Source organism: Shewanella morhuae (genome assembly GCF_003028295.1).
GTDB lineage: Bacteria > Pseudomonadota > Gammaproteobacteria > Enterobacterales > Shewanellaceae > Shewanella > Shewanella morhuae.
Genome location: NZ_PYSG01000002.1, coordinates 1,330,317 through 1,347,534 on the forward strand (window position 1 = coordinate 1,330,317; position 17,218 = coordinate 1,347,534).

Here is a 17,218-nt window from a genome sequence, read left to right on the forward strand (position 1 = left end):
AATAAAATTGGAGTAGACGTTGTTGCGTCACTTATTTTTAAATTGATAAGACTGACGTTTGACATCATTCATCCTGGTTACCTGCGTTTTAGTATTGATGCTTGGGCACTGAAACATCCTGTTATCGAGCGTATATAATGCTATAGAGTTTTGCTTTGCTGAGGTAGCTTATTTATTTCAAGTGATAGTAGCAGGCTGAAATCGGCAGAAGCTTGCGAACCGTTACAGCTAGCGCATATGCTTTGGTGGATGTAAATTGGCGTAAGTTACGCAGCTAACTTGTAGTCTTATCTTAAATCAGCATAATGCTTCGAGCCGTTAAGCTTAACACTACAGTTTACGGCAGTGGTTTGCGTTACTAACCATTGTTTGTGCTTATAAAGTATCACTATGCACTCGCTCAGTAATTTATTGTGTGGACTTGCAGTACTATTTTCACTGACGTTCCTAACACCTTGATAAAGGATTTATTTTCCCTTTGACTCGCTCCCGCCAACCGACATCAAAGCCTGCTGTCTCCAAAGAGAAAACCGCTAAACTCGTTGCCGCAAAAGGCGCTGCTGCGGTGAGTCGACTTGCGGGCGAAGTGCAACGGGCATTTTTGCCCGATGGAGTATTGTCTAAGCATATTCAAGGGTTTAGTGCCAGAGCAAGCCAAATGCAGATGGCGCAGGAGGTGAGTGAGGCGATAGCAGCAAAAGGCAATGTGGTGATAGAAGCGGGGACAGGCGTAGGTAAAACCTTTGCGTATGTGATCCCCGCGATATTGAGTGGTAAGCAAGTTATTGTCAGTACGGGCAGTAAAAATCTGCAAGAGCAGTTGTTTTTTAAAGATTTACCTGCGCTGGTCACCATGTTGGGGATTGAGCCCAAATTGGCGCTGTTAAAGGGGCGTAATAATTATCTGTGCCAGTGGCGACTCGATAAACAAATGAGCGAGGCGACGCATATCGAGGCGCGCTTGTTGGATGATTTATTGAAAATCAATCAATGGGCGAGCACCTGTAAAGATGGCGATATTGGTGGTTTAACCTCAGTGCCAGAAAACTCATCGGCGCTGCCGCTAGTGGTCAGCACCAAGGAAACTTGCATTGGTAAGCGCTGCGATTTTTATGATGCCTGCTTTACCCGCAAAGCGCGCAGCCGTGCCATGGATGCCAAAATCATTGTAGTTAACCATCATTTATTTTTTGCTGATAGCGTGTTGAAAGATACCGGCTTTGCTGAGCTATTACCGGATGCTGACGTGGTGATTTTTGATGAAGCGCATTTATTACCCGACATTTGTGTTAACTATTTTGGCCAGCAATGCTCGAGTCGCTCTATCGATGATTTTATTCAAAAGCTACTGGTTATTTATCAAACTGAATTGACTGATACCGGACAACTCGAACAATTTTGCCAGCGCTGCCTTGTTAAATTAAGTGATTGGCATAATCAGTTATATGCCTGCGGTGAATCAGATTGGCGTTTAGTGTTGGCTAATAAAGCACTCGCGAGCGCATCATGGGATTTATTAGCGGAATTAACCGCGCTACAAAAATTATTAATGGCCCATATTGGTCGTAGTGAATTATTAGACGAGATTGCCATTAAATTAGCGGAGCTGAATAATAAGCTCAGTGTGTTTTTTAACTGTGATAATAATCAGGCGGCTTACAGCATCGAATTTAGTAGCCGTTTTGTGGTGCTGCGAATTTCACCGATTAATATTGCCCGTGAGTGTCAGCAGCTATTTGTGCCCGATACCAGCTGGATATTTACCTCGGCAACCTTGCAGGTTAACCGTAGTCTTGCCCATTTTGCTCGGGAGATGGGCATTGTCGATTCAAAGCAAAGCATTCTCGACAGTCCCTTCGATTATCCCCGCCAAGCGGTATTTTGTGTGCCGCGGCAACTGGGTAGTGTGACCAATCAACAGCAAGCATTAAAACAGTTAGTAGATGTGTGCGTGCAAGCGATTAATGCGGCGCAGGGCCGTACTTTTATTTTATTTACCAGCCATAAAATGCTCGAACAAACGGCGCTGGCACTGCGAACGCGCACCCAGTATCCGCTGTTGGTACAAGGTCAAGCGGGTAAACAAAGCCTGCTGACTAAGTTTCGCCAACTCGGCAATGCGGTGTTGCTCGGCACCAGTAGTTTCTGGGAAGGGGTGGATATGCGCGGCAAGCTACTGAGCTGCGTGATTATCGACAAATTACCTTTTGTATCGCCCGATGAGCCTTTGTATCGCGCCCGAGCCGATAATGTGAGTCGTCAGGGACTCGATCCTTTTACCGAAGTATCCTTGCCTCAGGCAATTATTGCGCTTAAACAAGGAGTTGGGCGGCTTATTCGCGATGAGAAAGATCGCGGTGTGCTGATCCTTTGCGATAATCGCATTGTAAATCGCTATTACGGCCAAGCCTTTTTAAATTCCTTGCCGCCGATGGCGCGCACCCGTGACTTAGATAAAGCGCTGACTTTCTTGAGAGGGATATCTTGAGGATTAATCAGATATTTACTGGTTATATATCAATAACATTAAAGCGTAGATGAAACTTGCCACTTACAATCAGTAGGTGACAAGTCCCGTTGAAATTAGGCTAAACAGCATTTAGCCTAATGATGTTGTTCAACATAAGTTTTTACAATGATAGTCAATTAATGGCAGTCTTTACAGGAATCAGCAGGTGCTTTTTCTTCGTGGGCGATATGGCAAGTCGTGCATTCTACTACGCCATCATGCTTAGCATGAGCTTCCCCTGTGAGGGTTTTCATTTCACCATGGCATGAAATACATTGCTGATTTTCAAACGCTAAATCTGCAGAAGGCGCTTTATCCTTGTGACAAGATTCACAATCAGCTCTTTCAGAATGGCTATCGGCAAGTGATGCCGCCATTATATTTGTCGACAAGCACAGTGCAGCGACTAGCATCATCTTTTTAAACATATCATTTTCCTTCTTTTATTTTTAGGTTAAATCATCATTCTCAAACCGGTATATTATTTATTTTAAATTATATCTTTTGTGTGAAATGTTTATTTCATGCTGCATTAATATGTAGCAAACTAATTGTAGGTTAATAAATTAGGTGTCAATATCTACCTTTAATGTTTTTAAATTAAGCCATTCACGTCGCTATAATAATTTTTTAAAGGTATAAAATATTGATCGTTATCAAAAATGGCTGAGTTAATGATTGTTTAGTTTAAAAGTATGACTAAGGCGATGCGGAGGGTTTTATTATTCTAATGAATTAATCTGCGTTGCATAATTCTGATTATTAGAATTATGCATTTAAAGAGGCGTTGAATTCGGGCTTAATGACTAAAGTCAGTCTCGCACAAATTGTAATAAACGATTATTTGCTGGCATTGCGACATCTTGCTGAAGCGTTAGCCCTTGCTCGCTAGCTAAACAGCAAATCCATTCTATATCGCGAATGCCACTGGCGGGATCGCGTTGTTTTAAAAAACCATCAAATTGACGATTGCTGTCACTGCTAAATTCGCTTTGGTAGTTAAACGGGCCGTAAATACACAGGGTGTTAAGTTGAGGTAGATACAGTCCAAGGCCGTTAAAAAACGCTTCTACCATGTTTTTGCTCATAATATGCAAAGTATTGGCGCTGAAAACGGCGTCAATCTCGGGTGTTAAGCCGCCGACCGGCCATGGCGCGGTAACATCAAGAATAAGTGGTAAGACTAGGTTGGTTGTGGTGCTTTCTTGCTCACAGCGCGCAGTCACTCCCCCAATATATTCAGCTTGATCGCTAGTTTGCCAGATTAAATGGGGCAGATTGGCAGCAAAATACACCGCATGTTGGCCCGTGCCGCTGCCGATTTCGAGTACATGTCGGTTGAGTGAGAATGCTTGTGTTAATACGGCTAGTATAGGCGCTTTGTTGTTCTCGCAGGCTTGGGAAAAGGGCGCTTGGATAAGAGGTAATAGTGACATAATGGACTCTAGGCTGCTAAAAGATAAAAGAATAATAACGGCTCTAAGCCTACCTTAAGCTGACATAAAAAATAAGATTAAAAGATAACGCGAGCATTCGCCTTTATACAATGTGTATCACAAACGCTAGCGTCCTCAAGGTTGAGGTATATTATTTTTCGCTTCTTTTGGTGTTATGCCACTGTAATTCTGCCCTGGATTGAACGGATATTTCTACATACCGTAAAATGAAGAGTTTGGTCATCAAGCATGGGCGTTAAGATGTTGTATTACATTTTTTGTTAAAATAGGTAGTTAAAAATAGGTATTCAAAATGAGTGGTAAAGACCGATAGTGAAAACTGGCGCGAGTGTGCGCCGTTTTAGCTGTGATGGTCAACCTTGAACCATTTCGCTGGAGTCTATTCAATCAATTTTTCGGCAAGATAATCCACTAATACGCGGATCTTGGCCGACAGATGACGGTTTTGGGGGTAAAGTGCCCAAATGCCTTCTTTTGCTTCGCGGTGACCGTCAAGTAAAGAGAGCAAATTTCCTGCATTTATATCATCCTCAATATAATAATCAGGCAGTTGCACAATACCTATACCCTTTAGCGCCGCATCTCTTAGTGCGTAACCGCTGTTACAACTCAGGCCACCGCGTACTTTTATATTGCGCTCACGGCCGTTTTCCACAAAGCGCCAGTAATTATGATTCCCGATCAGGCAATTATGTTGATTGAGTTCAGACAGCGTATGCGGTTGGCCGTACTTTTCCACATAACTCGGTGAGGCGGCCACATAATGCGTGCGGCTGCTGAGCGGTTTTGCCATTAAGCTAGAATCGGCAAGTTTGCCGAGACGAATCGCTAAATCGTAACCGCCTTCAACCAAGTCTAAGGTGCGGTTGGTTAAGTCGACGTTAAACTCCACACTGGGATATTGCACCATAAAATCATTGAGTAACGGCATGATGAATTTCTCGCCATAGGCCACGGGCGCGGTGAGTTTAACTAAGCCTTGGGGCGAATCTTTTAAATTAGAAATAGCGCGTTCGGCTTCTTCAAGCCCAGTTTGTAACTGGCGGCAATGGCGATAATAAATCGTGCCTTCTTCGGTTAGCGACACTTTGCGAGTGGTGCGGTAAAACAGTTTTGTGCCGAGACGATTTTCTAACGCACTGATTTGGCGGCTAACGTGGGCGGTGGAAATATTAAGCCGCTGGGCTGCGAGGGTGAAACTTTCGGCCTCGGCCACTGCGACAAATTCAGAAATACCATCCCATAAATACATTGTTGTCACTCAGTAAAAATAAATTGCTTAAATAGTAGATTGTCTCTTGTTGAGAAACAAATACAATCATCATTATTCAATGCTCCCTATGATATGTTGGGATCAGATTGAAACGGATGACAGCTATCATTTACTCATCTACTTATTCATTTACTTATTATTAATGTAACTTATTCAAATAACCTCTGAAGGGACGGTAACCATGTCGAACGAAAAACCGCAGTTTATTAAGTCAAAGGCCGCCGTTGCTTGGGGGCCAGGACAACCACTTAAAATTGAAGAAGTGGATGTGATGTTACCCAAAGCGGGCGAAGTGTTAGTACGCATTGTGGCCACTGGCGTATGTCACACGGATGCGTTTACCCTGAGCGGTGACGATCCAGAAGGGGTATTTCCTGCCATTTTAGGCCATGAAGGTGGCGGTATTGTTGAGCAAGTGGGCGAGGGCGTGACGAGCGTGCAAGTGGGCGACCATGTGATCCCTCTTTATACGCCTGAGTGCGGCGAGTGTAAGTTTTGTTTATCGGGTAAAACTAACCTGTGTCAAAAGATTCGTGCGACCCAAGGCAAAGGTTTAATGCCCGATGGCACCACGCGTTTTTACCTTGATGGCAAGCCTATCTTCCATTACATGGGCTGCTCAACCTTCTCTGAATATACTGTTCTACCTGAAATTTCATTGGCTAAAGTCAATAAAAGTGCGCCATTAGAAGAAATTTGCCTACTGGGTTGTGGCGTAACCACTGGTATGGGCGCGGTGATGAACACAGCTAAAGTAGAAGAAGGCGCAACCGTTGCTATTTTCGGTCTTGGCGGTATCGGTTTATCGGCCATTATTGGCGCAACTATGGCCAAAGCCAGCCGCATTATTGCCATCGATATCAACGAGTCTAAGTTTGAGTTGGCTAAAAAGCTCGGCGCTACCGATTGTATCAACCCTAAATTATTCGATAAGCCTATCCAAGATGTGATTGTTGAGATGACCGATGGCGGTGTGGATTACTCCTTTGAGTGTATCGGCAACGTCAACGTGATGCGCAGCGCTTTAGAGTGTTGCCACAAGGGCTGGGGCGAGTCTGTGATCATCGGTGTTGCGGGGGCGGGTCAAGAGATTTCAACTCGTCCATTCCAGCTGGTAACGGGTCGAGTATGGCGCGGCTCCGCCTTTGGCGGCGTGAAAGGGCGTTCAGAATTACCACACATCGTTGAGCGTTACTTAGCTGGTGAGTTTAAGCTTGATGACTTTATTACCCATACCATGGGGCTCGAGCAAATCAATGAAGCGTTTGAGCTGATGCACGAAGGTAAGAGTATCCGCAGTGTGATCCATTTTGATAAATAGGCGGTTTTGCATTTCAAACTGACGCTTCAGGTTGATGTATTAAACGGACAGACAGAGTTAAATCTGTCTGTTGTTTTGCCAGCTAAGCAGGCGATAAACTTTGTGACGTTGAGTTTAAAAGGACTTGTATGACCATAGAAAATATCAGTTGTAACAAGAGTTTTGGCGGTTGGCATAAGCAATATCGCCACCAATCTCAATCGTTAAACTGCGAGATGCGTTTTGCTATTTATCTGCCGCCAGAAGCGGTGAATAAACCTGTGCCTGTGTTGTATTGGCTCTCAGGCCTAACCTGCACCGATGAAAACTTTATGCAAAAGGCTGGCGCGCAGCGCATGGCGGCTGAACTTGGAATGGCGATTGTGGCCCCTGATACTAGCCCTCGTGGAGATGATGTACCCGATGCAACCGATAAAGCCTACGATTTAGGCCTAGGCGCGGGTTTTTATCTTAATGCGACAAAAGCACCGTGGAATCGTCATTACAAAATGTATGATTATATCGTGCACGAATTGCCAGCTTTGATTGAAGCACATTTCCCTGTGACCACGCAGCGTGCAATATCGGGTCATTCGATGGGCGGCCATGGCGCCTTGGTGATTGGACTGAGTAATCCGCACCGATATAGCTCAATTTCGGCTTTTAGTCCGATTTCGAACCCGAGTAATGTACCTTGGGGTATTAAGGCTTTTAGTGCGTATTTAGGTGAGAATCGCGAGCATTGGCGCCAGTACGATGCCTGTGAATTACTTAAGTTAGCGATTAGCGAAGTACCGGTATTGGTTGACCAAGGTGAAGCCGACAACTTTTTAGATACCCAATTGATGCCGCAGTCCTTAGTGGATATTGCTCAAGCTAAGGGTTATCCCTTAGATGTACGGATGCAAGCGGGATACGATCACAGCTATTACTTCATTGCGAGCTTTATCGAAGAACATCTTAAGTTCCATAGTTTGTACTTTAAGCCGTAAGTTCGGTTGTGAGTATCAATGAGTTACACAAAAATGCCGCAACTTTATCAGTTGCGGCATTTTTTATGCTGCGATTAAACGATTAGCGGGAGTAAATTAACACTCAACAATGTTGACCGCTAAGCCGCCTTTAGCAGTTTCTTTGTACTTGCTACGCATATCTCTACCGGTTTCCATCATTGTTTTGATCACTTTATCCAGTGAAACCTTATGCTGACCATCACCGCGTAGTGCCAAACGAGAGGCGTTGATCGCTTTAATTGAGCCCATGGCATTACGCTCAATACAAGGCACTTGCACTAGGCCGCCAACGGGATCACAGGTTAAGCCTAAGTTATGTTCCATACCAATTTCAGCTGCGTTTTCAACGTGTTCAACCGTGCCGCCCATGATTTCTGTCAGTGCGCCAGCGGCCATTGAACAAGCCACGCCAACTTCACCTTGGCAACCGACTTCAGCACCCGAAATAGACGCGTTTTTCTTATACAAAATACCAATCGCTGCCGCCGTTAAAAGATAACGAGCACACACATCAATATCTACTTCTTGTACGAAAGTATCGTAATAACATAATACGGCAGGAATAATCCCAGCAGCGCCGTTTGTTGGTGCAGTAACAACGCGATCACCTGCCGCATTTTGCTCATTCACCGACAGGGCGAATAAATCAACCCAATCCATTGCCGTTAACGGGTCGATATTGTTACGGCCTTCAGCTTTTAAACGACGATAAAGCGCAGGGGCGCGGCGGCGCAGCTTTAAGCCACCAGGTAAAATACCTTCTTTTTGATAACCGCGTTCGATACAGGTTTTCATCGTTTGCCAAATATTCCACAGCTTGGCTTTTACGTCATCTTCGCTAGCTAAACTCAACTCGTTTGCCATCATCAAAGATGAAATGCTCAGACCCTGTTGACCACACAATTCGAGCAGTTGCGCCGCGCTATCAAACTCAAATGGAGCCGATTGAATTGGTGATGCGGGCGAAGCATTACGCTGGTTAATTTCATCTTCGTCTAAGATAAATCCGCCACCGACAGAGTAGTAAGTTCGCTCGTAAATGCATTCACCTTGGCTATAAGCAAATAAGGTCATGGCGTTGGCATGAGCGGGCAGTGATTTACGTCTGTGGTAGATAATGCCATGTTCACGGGTAAATTTAATGATTTTGCCGTCACTGAGCGTCAGTGTTTCATTTTTGGATGCACTGTCTAAAATGCCATCAATGCTTTCGGTATCGACAAATTCAGGATCTTCGCCCATTAATCCTAAAATAACCGCTTTGCCCGTGCCGTGTCCTTTACCCGTTTGGCCAAGAGAGCCAAAAAGTTCAGCTCTTAATTCGTCGATTTGGCTATAAAGTCCCGAGTCCGTAAGGCGCTGCATAAAAATTTTGCCCGCTTTCATTGGGCCAACAGTGTGTGAACTCGATGGACCGATGCCAATCTTGAACATGTCAAATACGCTAATCATGATAGAAGTCCTGTTGTGTCTTAATTATTATTTTAGTCTGAGTGTACAGGATTGCTCGCGCTATAAATTGAAGCGGGTTAATCTGCTGCAAACACTCTGGTCTATTGAGGCGCTCTTTCATGCAAGATGTGCCTGTGTAATACTCTACTATCAGTATCCCATAGATTAGTGTGACAATTCACATTAGTTTTTTTAATTCGTTATGGTTCGCATAAGCTGAACTTAACTGGCAACGTATTCTCGAGTCATTTTTGAGTAATAATACCGATTTTTAAGGCGCTACAAGGGTAGGTACTTCGCTTTTTTGAGCTTTTTTGTGAGCGTAGACTGCTTATAACGTGAGTGCCTATTTTTTGAGTATAAATGAATATTATTAGGGGAAAGTATGAGTTATTTAATGTTAGATCTACTCGCATTAGACGTAAATGAAGCAGAATCTGAGATGTTACGTCATCCACAAGTTGGCGGTTTAATTTTATTTTCTCGTAATTTTTCAAGTCGTGATCAACTGTGTCGTCTGGTGCAGCAGATACGCCAAATTCGTCCTGAGATACTGATAGCGGTCGATCACGAGGGCGGCCGTGTGCAACGTTTTCGTGATGGCTTTACTCTTATTCCAGCCATGGGCGACATTTTACCTGCAGCGAAAGGCGATATGCTACTGGCAAAACGTTGGGCCTGTGAACTCGGCTTTTTAATGGCGATTGAATTACTGGCCTGTGATATCGATTTAAGTTTTGCGCCAGTATTAGACTTAAACGGTGTTAGCCAAGTGATAGGCAAGCGCAGTTTTAGCCCTGAGCCTGCCGAGGTGATTGCATTGGCAGAAAGCTTTATTGCTGGGATGGCAGCAGCGGGGATGGGCGCTGTGGGTAAACATTTCCCTGGACACGGCAGTGTGGTGGCCGATTCTCACTACGAGAAACCAATTGATGATCGTGATGCCGAGGCGATTTTTTCAAAGGATATTTTGCCGTTTAAAGAACTGATTGCAAAAGAAAAGTTATTAGGCGTTATGCCAGCGCACGTGGTTTACCCTAAGGTCGACCCCAACTCTGCAGGCTTTTCGCAGTACTGGTTAAAACAAGTGTTACGTAAAGAGCTCGGGTTTAACGGGGTGATTTTCTCCGACGATTTAGGTATGCAAGGTGCGGGTTTTGCGGGTGATTACCGTGCAAGGGCCAGCGCTGCCTTAGCTGCAGGCTGCGATATGATTTTGGTCTGTAATGATAATGCTGGCGTAATGTCACTGCTCGATGGCTTTACATGGCCTGCAAACGCGCCGCAATATCCAGCAAGTCTACTTAAGCCTAATGCCGCCCAAACGGCAGCAGCACTTGATAACACGGCTCGCTGGGAAAATGCCAAACAGCTTGCGGAGCAAATTTGTTTAGCTCAACAAGTAAAAGTTTGATGTAGCGCAAGATATCAGACAATACTTTTGCTAGGGTTAGTTAATTCACGTTATTAAAAATGATTAAAAGGCCTGATATGATTTTGTATCTTCATGGATTTGATGCCACTAGCTCAGGTAATCACGAAAAAATGCGTCAGTTGCAGTTTATTGACCCTGATGTACGTTTAGTCAGTTACAGCACTTTGCATCCCAAGCACGATATGCAGCAATTGCTTAAGGAAGTGGCTAAGCAAATGAAGCATAGCGATGATCCCGCGCCGTTAATGGTCGGAGTGGGGTTAGGTGCCTACTGGGCGGAGCGGATTGGCTTTTTGACGGGGCTTAAGTCTGTGTTGATCAATCCTAATTTGCATCCAGAACTTACCATGCAAGATTGTATCGATCGACCTGAGGAATATGTCGATATTGCCAATAAGTGCGTAACTGAGTTTAGGTTAAAAAACCAACATCAAGCCATGTGTATTTTGTCGATGCACGATGAGGTCACTGATAACACTCTGTCTGCGAACGAATTGAGTCCGTATTATTTGATTGAATGGGATACTGTTCAGCCACATAAGTTTCCACAATTAGCCGCGCACTTACCGAAAATTAGCCAATTTAAAACCGCATAGTAATCGTTTCTGTAATGTATTGGGTTTCGCTCGCCACGTGCGAAACCCAATAACTCCCTTCAACAACTTTCCAACAATGCTTACGGGTTATTTACTCCAGTTCCTGCACACCGCCACCAGACACGGTGAGAATTTGACCACTGATCCAACTTGCCGCTGGAGAAGATAAAAATAAGGCCGCATTGGCCATATCTTGCGGCTCACCTAATCGATGGATTGGGGTTTTCTTTAGCATATGTTGTTCAATTTCAGCGGTGAGTACCGATTCTAATGCGGTCGTGCGGGTTGCACCGGGGGCGATGCCGTTCACGCGAATATTTTTGGGGCCAAGATCAAAGGCAATATTACGGATCAAATGGTTGGTTGCGGCTTTGGATGACGCGTAGGAGGCCATATGTTCATTTTTATTTTCCCCTGCCATTGAGGTAATCCCTAAGATGGACCCTCCGCCCGCTTTTTCCATTGCTGGTGCGGCAATTTGAGCGAGGCGGAATAAAGAAAACACATTCAAATCAAATGCGCGACGGAAATCGGCCATTGGCATATCAAATGGCTTTGGCCCACCGCCACCAGCATTACTCACTAAAATAGTGAGCTTACCAAATTCGCTAATGGTTTGTGCCACGAGGCGAGTGAGATCATCTTCCTGAGTGATATCACAGTCAATTGCAACCGCTTTACCTCCTTGGGCAATAATGGCTTGTGCTACGACATTTGCCGTCTCTTGTTTTAGATCGCTGACCATAACGGCAGCGCCCGCTGCTGCAAAGGTTTCTGCTATCGCGCGGCCAATGCCAGCGCCAGCGCCCGTAATGACGGCAACGTCTCCATTGAGTGTAAAGTCTTTAGGGTTATACATGTTTATCTCCTTAGAGGATGAGCAAAATCAGATGCTTAAGTATTAAATTGATGAGTTTGGTGACCATTTATTAACAGGTGATTGGCCGTGTTGCCAATCTAAGCTAAAGAGAAATATTGTGGCGTCTCTTGAGTATACAGAGTGCGGCATGACAAACACTATAGAAAGGTAATAGGGCAATTTTCAGTAAAAAGTATGATATCGAGTTAAATTAATCGTTTATTTTTCAAAAGCTTGAAAGTAATTGTTTTTTTGTGTAGAGATGGCATATCTGAATGGCCTGTAACAAAGTGATACAGGTTGGTAATGTATTTGTCCATTAAATGGATATCCCTTTGCGTATGTCGCCCGACACAGCTAACAGCAATCTAGTTAGCTGTTTTTTTTGCCGCTAATTTACTCACCTCTTCTACAAGCCCCTCGATTAACACTGATCTTTGTATTTTTGCATTCATTTTTAATACGATGGATATAATTCGATTAGTTTAATATTTTTAGTTTAATCCAAGGCAAGGTTTCGAAAACAGCATGGATGGTGAGGATGACGATATTGCGAGTAATAGCTTAATACATGGCTGATTGTGAGGCATATTTCGAGGTATTAACCGTGACGGTACAAGAAGGCGAAACTGATGATATTTATCTTATCGATTTATCCAGCGCAGCGTCTTAAGTTAACAGCACTGTTTATTCCATGAATTTTTAGGATAAAATACAGTGTGTTAACTTAAGCGTTTGCGCTATTACATGCCCGCTCAGTATTGCCCAACCGTTTGGATAGATTCGGTATTCGGACTTTGTTGCTGGGCACTGGGCTGCGCCATTTTACGTATTTGGATCACCATACCCATTTCGGGATGATCTAAATAATGGATTTCCTCACTTTTCACGCGGCGATTTTGCTCTAAAGGAATCGACATTAAAAATGGTGTCATTACTTTTGGCGTTGTGAGTGCTGCGCTGGTATCTGCTCCATCACTTGGCATGACGGGCATGAGTTTTCGGCCTTCTTTGCGTAAATTCAACGCAGTTTCAATATATAAATAATGGCTTAAGTAGATATTCAGTGTGCCATCTAATTCCCATACCGGTGATACCACAGATGAAGACAATGGTATTCCTTCAGTACTGAGCGTTGACGCGCTCTGATTTTGTTTAACTATTTTTCGGCCATCAAAGTGATAAGTGTTGGAAAAGTCTTTACCAGCAAATAATCGTATTGGTGTTGAACCGCTTTTACCGCTCATAGGTTGTTGCCAAGTCATGTGTAGTAAACTGCGTGTGCCTCGCTCACGAGATATGCTGCTAATAATGCTGGCAAATTGGCCTTGGCTACGTGTGAGTAATACTGGATTACCATTGGCGCTAGCATAATTGGGCTCTGGGCTACTGATTTCTGACGGAATAACTGACGGGTAGCGATACTCTCGGGCACGCGCATTGGCAGTGGATTCAGATGCCGTGACGTCATTTAAGGTTTCTGCGCAGTGGCTGTTCGCATCGGCGTCAAATACCAAAGTGCAAGGCGCCGAGACGTTTGCGCTCGGCGTGAGCACTTGCGCGACGACGGGTGAAATTAAATCTATCGCGTTATCGGCTTTAGTCTTAATAGGCGCATCGGGCCATTGTTCCGTTGACTGACTTTGGCGTTCAAACACATAGACCTCAACCTCAAACCAAGCTTGTGCTTGGGCGACTTGATGGTGTGATAGTGCAATGAGTGTAGCGATAGAGACCGCGAGTTTACGTAACACTATTTATCTCCAAGACGATGTTGCGATAATTGTTCAAGTAAAAGTTTCACTAAAGCGAGGCGGTCTTTACTGGTTTCGGCCGCAAAGCTGAACTTTAACTTATTCGGTCCTTCCATTCGATAGATTTGTGGCTGGCTTTGGAGTAATCCAATAATAAACATCGGGTCGATGATGTGATCATCACTAAATTCGATGCTACCACCTTTGCTGTGCACTTCGATTTTAGTCGCCCCTAAGCGAGTCGCCTCATGTTTATAGAGGGTCATTTCCATTAAGTTGCGTGTAGGTTCCGGCAATAAGCCAAAACGGTCAATTAATTCGACTTTTAACTCATCTAGCGCCGCCTGTGTTTCGCAGCCCGCAATGCGTTTATAAAGCGATAGGCGAATGTTGACATCGCTTACATAGGCTTCTGGTAGCAGGGCGGGGATACGCAGTTCAATCTCGCATTGCTGATTCAACATTTGCGCTAGCGATGGCTCTTTACCTTGTTTTAAGGCCTTGACCGCCGCTTCGAGCATTTCCATGTACAAGCTAAAGCCAATTTTAGAAATATGGCCACTTTGCTCATCACCTAAGAGTTCACCTGCGCCGCGGATCTCTAAATCTTGGGTCGCCAGCATAAAACCTGCGCCAAGATCTTCAAGTGCACCAATCGCTTCTAAACGTTTACGCGCATCTGGCGTGATACGTTTTGGATGCGGCGTCATCAAATAAGCATAGGCTTGGTGGTGCGAGCGCCCGACGCGGCCACGTAATTGATGTAACTGCGCCAGACCAAACATATCGGCGCGCTCAATAATAATGGTATTGGCACTCGGGATGTCGATACCGGTTTCGATAATAGTGGTACAAACTAATACGTTGAATCGTTGATGATAAAAGTCAGACATCACCCGTTCAAGATCGCGCTCACGCATTTGACCGTGGGCGACGACGACTCGCGCCTCGGGCAGTAAATCGATAATGCCTTGGGCACATGCTTCGATACTTTCAACATTATTGTGCAGGTAATAGACTTGGCCGCCACGGAGAATCTCCCGCAAAATGGCCTCGCGCACAGTCGCAGGATCTGATTCACGCACAAAGGTCTTTACCGCTAACCGTTTGGCGGGTGGGGTAGCGATAATTGATAAATCGCGCATGCCCGACATCGCCATGTTTAAGGTACGCGGAATGGGCGTTGCCGTTAGCGTTAAGATATCGACGTTAGCGCGTAGTGCTTTGATTTTCTCTTTTTGGCGCACGCCAAATCGATGTTCTTCGTCGATGATCAGTAGGCCTAAGTTTTCAAATTTGGCCTCAGATTGCAATAACTTGTGGGTACCAATAACGATATCCACTTTGCCTTCTTCCAATTGCTGTAGCACTTGAGTTTGCTCTTTGGCGGTGCGAAAGCGTGACATCACTTCGGTGACTACTGGCCAGTCGGCAAATCTGTCTTTAAAGTTTTCATAGTGCTGCTGTGCAAGTAATGTAGTGGGAACCAGCACCACCACTTGTTTGCCGGCATTGACGGCCACAAATGCGGCGCGCATGGCGACTTCGGTTTTACCAAAGCCCACATCGCCGCAGACTAATCGGTCCATTGCGGTCGGTGATTGCATATCGGCTAACACCGCAATAATAGCGCTTTCTTGGTCGACGGTTTCTTCAAAGGGGAAACCGCGAGCGAATTGGGCGTATTCTTCTTCGTCAATCGCGCAGCTTTCGCCAGGGCGCGCTTGGCGACGAGCATAGACATCGAGGAGCTCGGCCGCAACGTCGCGAATTTTTTCAATGGCTTTTTTCTTGGCTTTAGCCCAAGTCTCGTTGCCGAGTTTATTTAAGTGGGCGTCTTCGTCGGCGCCAACACTGTAGCGGCTGATAAGATGTAATGAAGACACTGGCACATAGAGCTTATCGCCACCGGCATATTCGAGTTGTAGGTATTCGGCAACAAGTCCGCCGGTGTCTAAGGTAACTAAGCCTTTATATAGCGCCACGCCGTGCTCTAAATGCACTATGGGCTGGCCGACTTTGAGTTCGGCTAAGTTTTTAATCAGGGCATCGTTGCTAATTTGTCGCTGTTTTTCACGGCGGCGTTGCTGAGAAATACGATGGCCAAATAGCTCAGTTTCACAAATGATACTGATGCTTTCTTTGGCGCTGATCTGCAGCAAACAACCGCGGGATAGCGGCGACACGATAAGGCCCAGTTTGGCATCACTTTGAATAAATTCATCAAAATGGCTAAACAGCGTAGGTTTTAATTGAATTTTCGCGAGTAACTCAAGTAACGCCTCACGGCGGCCCTCGGACTCGGCGCTAAATAACATGCGTTTGGCGCTGCTGGCATAATCTTGCAGCGCGAGTAGCGGTTGCTTTAATTTATGGTTGGCGCTGATATCGGGCAGGTTGCTAGCGGCAATAATCGCCGCTTTGCTTGTGACAGGGCTATCGGCTGTAGGCACTTGCATTTGGTAACGTGGCAGCGGTTTAAAGGCGGCAAATAACTCTTCGATGAGTAAATACAGCTCTTTAGGCGCAAGTAATGGCCGCAGTGGATCAACGCGTCTGTCTTGATAGCGATGCTCGACTTCTTGTAAATGCGCGCGCGCCGACTTTTCAATATCACCTAAGGTGACTAATTGTGTGTCCTTGGGCAAATAATCAAATAAGGTGGCGGTGTCATCAAAAAATAGTGGCAGGTAGTTTTCAATCCCTGCTGGCATTAAATTGCGGCTGACTAACTGATAAACCGATTCAGGTTCTTTAACGATAACCTCAAAACGGCGACGGTATCGTTGCCTAAAACCTTCGATAGCTGCGCTATCGGTGGGGAATTCCTTGGCGGGTAATAACCGAATAGAGTCGACCGGTTGCAATGAACGTTGGGTTTCTGGGTCAAAACGGCGAATGGTTTCGACTTCTTCGTCGAATAACTCGATACGCAGTGGCATATTCATGCCCGTGGGGAAGATATCCAGAATCGAACCGCGAATAGCAAACTCACCGTGTTCATAGACTTGCTCAACCGCATGGTAACCCGTGTCGGTTAAATGCTGGCGTACATCGTGTAATTTGTAGTTGTCGCCCTTCTTCAGCACAAACACATTGGCACTTAAATAGGCCTTAGGAGGTAGGCGCATCATTAAGGTCGTAACCGGTACGATAACGATATTTTGCTCAATCTGAGACAGCTGCGCCAGTGTTTCAAGTCGTTGGGAAATTAAATCCTGATGGGGTGAAAAGCTGTCGTAGGGCAGGGTTTCTCTGTCAGGGAATAATCTGACCTTAATCCCTGTTTTACTGAGCAAATAACTCAGCTCTAGCTCTAAGCTTAAGGCGCTTGGCGTATCACTGGTGACAACCAGGGTCGTCCCCTTATGTTTACGCGCTAAACTGGCGAGTGTTACAGCTTGGCAAACCCCGCCCACAGTGGACAAGGTTTGAATTTGAGTGCCAGTTTTAACGGCTGGCGGCGCTAGGGCTGATATGTGAGTCATTGGCGTACGATAAACTGATTCATTCACAAAAAGTTGCTGACATTGTAGAGACTTGAGAGCGTAGGTGCCAGTGAAAAGTCAA

12 protein-coding genes are annotated in these 17,218 nt (G+C 45.2%); 5 read left to right on the forward strand and 7 right to left on the reverse strand.

From position 1 onward, the window contains the following. Nucleotides 1–478: 478 nt before the first annotated feature. Complete coding sequence (gene yoaA / locus C9I43_RS06350; RefSeq protein ID WP_181317858.1) at nucleotides 479–2,488, forward strand: DNA repair helicase YoaA; 2,010 nt, start codon at nucleotides 479–481, stop codon at nucleotides 2,486–2,488. A gap of 158 nt (nucleotides 2,489–2,646) precedes the next feature. Here the strand turns inward: yoaA and C9I43_RS06355 are convergent, their stop codons facing one another. The 3 genes from C9I43_RS06355 to C9I43_RS06365 form a co-directional block, all read right to left on the reverse strand. Then, on the reverse strand, nucleotides 2,647–2,937 hold the full coding sequence (locus tag C9I43_RS06355) for a cytochrome c3 family protein (RefSeq protein ID WP_076500281.1): 291 nt from the start codon (nucleotides 2,935–2,937) through the stop codon (nucleotides 2,647–2,649). 384 nt (nucleotides 2,938–3,321) lie between these two features. Then, a complete protein-coding gene (locus tag C9I43_RS06360) occupies nucleotides 3,322–3,945 on the reverse strand; it encodes a DUF938 domain-containing protein (RefSeq protein WP_107882780.1) in 624 nt (207 codons plus the stop codon). A gap of 400 nt (nucleotides 3,946–4,345) precedes the next feature. After that, a complete protein-coding gene (locus tag C9I43_RS06365) occupies nucleotides 4,346–5,218 on the reverse strand; it encodes a LysR family transcriptional regulator (RefSeq protein ID WP_076500285.1) in 873 nt (290 codons plus the stop codon). A gap of 202 nt (nucleotides 5,219–5,420) precedes the next feature. On the opposite strand from C9I43_RS06365, the gene C9I43_RS06370 reads away from it, so the two are divergent. Both C9I43_RS06370 and fghA read left to right on the forward strand, forming a co-directional pair. Then, complete coding sequence (locus tag C9I43_RS06370) at nucleotides 5,421–6,560, forward strand: S-(hydroxymethyl)glutathione dehydrogenase/class III alcohol dehydrogenase (protein ID WP_076500287.1); 1,140 nt, start codon at nucleotides 5,421–5,423, stop codon at nucleotides 6,558–6,560. Nucleotides 6,561–6,688: 128 nt separating this feature from the next. Beyond that, the gene (gene fghA / locus C9I43_RS06375) at nucleotides 6,689–7,531 is read left to right on the forward strand and encodes an S-formylglutathione hydrolase (RefSeq protein WP_107882782.1); all 843 of its coding nucleotides are present in this window, start codon (nucleotides 6,689–6,691) and stop codon (nucleotides 7,529–7,531) included. 96 nt (nucleotides 7,532–7,627) lie between these two features. Here fghA and C9I43_RS06380 read toward each other — a convergent pair whose 3' ends face one another. After that, nucleotides 7,628–9,004: an L-serine ammonia-lyase gene (locus tag C9I43_RS06380; RefSeq protein WP_076500290.1), complete on the reverse strand. Its 1,377-nt coding sequence runs from the start codon at nucleotides 9,002–9,004 to the stop codon at nucleotides 7,628–7,630. A 385-nt stretch (nucleotides 9,005–9,389) separates the two neighbouring features. Between C9I43_RS06380 and nagZ the strand changes: the two genes are divergently transcribed. Both nagZ and ycfP read left to right on the forward strand, forming a co-directional pair. After that, on the forward strand, nucleotides 9,390–10,418 hold the full coding sequence (nagZ, locus tag C9I43_RS06385; RefSeq protein ID WP_107882784.1) for a beta-N-acetylhexosaminidase: 1,029 nt from the start codon (nucleotides 9,390–9,392) through the stop codon (nucleotides 10,416–10,418). 77 nt (nucleotides 10,419–10,495) lie between these two features. Continuing rightward, entirely contained in the window at nucleotides 10,496–11,035 is a 540-nt protein-coding gene (gene ycfP, locus C9I43_RS06390) for an alpha/beta hydrolase YcfP (RefSeq protein ID WP_076500292.1), read from the forward strand. 91 nt (nucleotides 11,036–11,126) lie between these two features. On the opposite strand, the gene hdhA is transcribed toward ycfP, so the two are convergent. From hdhA to mfd, 3 genes are all read right to left on the reverse strand, one after another. Then, entirely contained in the window at nucleotides 11,127–11,894 is a 768-nt protein-coding gene (gene hdhA / locus C9I43_RS06395) for a 7-alpha-hydroxysteroid dehydrogenase (RefSeq protein WP_076500293.1), read from the reverse strand. 755 nt (nucleotides 11,895–12,649) lie between these two features. Next, nucleotides 12,650–13,648 carry a peptidoglycan binding protein CsiV gene (locus tag C9I43_RS06400; protein ID WP_107882786.1) on the reverse strand — a complete coding sequence of 333 codons (999 nt, stop codon included), beginning with the start codon at nucleotides 13,646–13,648 and terminating at the stop codon, nucleotides 12,650–12,652. Next, nucleotides 13,648–17,136, reverse strand: a complete 3,489-nt coding sequence (mfd, locus tag C9I43_RS06405; protein WP_107882788.1) for a transcription-repair coupling factor — start codon at nucleotides 17,134–17,136, stop codon at nucleotides 13,648–13,650. The genes C9I43_RS06400 and mfd overlap by 1 nt, the downstream gene beginning before the upstream one ends. Nucleotides 17,137–17,218: the final 82 nt, after the last annotated feature.

Bases quoted from the DNA above. Each gene is read 5' to 3' on its own strand.
- C9I43_RS06370 (WP_076500287.1), top strand. From the start codon at position 5,421: ATGTCGAACGAAAAACCGCAGTTTATTAAGTCAAAGGCCGCCGTTGCT.
- C9I43_RS06360 (WP_107882780.1), bottom strand. From the start codon at position 3,945: ATGTCACTATTACCTCTTATCCAAGCGCCCTTTTCCCAAGCCTGCGAG.
- ycfP (WP_076500292.1), top strand. From the start codon at position 10,496: ATGATTTTGTATCTTCATGGATTTGATGCCACTAGCTCAGGTAATCAC.
- nagZ (WP_107882784.1), top strand. From the start codon at position 9,390: ATGAGTTATTTAATGTTAGATCTACTCGCATTAGACGTAAATGAAGCA.
- C9I43_RS06355 (WP_076500281.1), bottom strand. From the start codon at position 2,937: ATGTTTAAAAAGATGATGCTAGTCGCTGCACTGTGCTTGTCGACAAAT.
- mfd (WP_107882788.1), bottom strand. From the start codon at position 17,136: ATGACTCACATATCAGCCCTAGCGCCGCCAGCCGTTAAAACTGGCACT.
- C9I43_RS06365 (WP_076500285.1), bottom strand. From the start codon at position 5,218: ATGTATTTATGGGATGGTATTTCTGAATTTGTCGCAGTGGCCGAGGCC.
- C9I43_RS06380 (WP_076500290.1), bottom strand. From the start codon at position 9,004: ATGATTAGCGTATTTGACATGTTCAAGATTGGCATCGGTCCATCGAGT.
- fghA (WP_107882782.1), top strand. From the start codon at position 6,689: ATGACCATAGAAAATATCAGTTGTAACAAGAGTTTTGGCGGTTGGCAT.
- hdhA (WP_076500293.1), bottom strand. From the start codon at position 11,894: ATGTATAACCCTAAAGACTTTACACTCAATGGAGACGTTGCCGTCATT.